Consider the following 336-nt stretch of genomic DNA (forward strand, 5'->3'; position numbering starts at 1 on the left):
GTGGTAAGCCCGCTTGGTCGTTGTGAGGACCAGGTTGGTACTGATCTCTTCTTCAGTTGGCTTGAAGAAAACGTGCGTTCGAGCAGTCTCACCGGCTCCGCTTTGAGTGGCCTGATAAAGCCAGCGAAAAGAGTCGCCGAGATTGGCGCTCAGAAGCTCCTCGCCGGGCTGCAACTGAATATCCACTATTCGCTCAGGGACGGCGAAGACCGTGTAGAATTGCCCTTCCGCATATGAGTAGATCTGATGGCCGTTATTAAATCGGCCCTCGTGAGGGTCGACGGTCGCCTGATCTACCGCAGCTTTTAATGATCGCTTTGTTGGATGTTTGTGGGG

The 336-nt window shown here is 53.9% G+C and carries 1 protein-coding gene; it reads right to left on the bottom strand.

What is annotated here, in order from left to right:
• A partial coding sequence (locus IG168_RS20475; protein ID WP_193166461.1) for a TrbG/VirB9 family P-type conjugative transfer protein occupies window positions 1-336 on the bottom strand: 336 nt, incomplete at both ends.

The sequence above is a fragment of the Microbulbifer hainanensis genome, assembly GCF_014904735.1.
GTDB lineage: Bacteria > Pseudomonadota > Gammaproteobacteria > Pseudomonadales > Cellvibrionaceae > Microbulbifer > Microbulbifer hainanensis.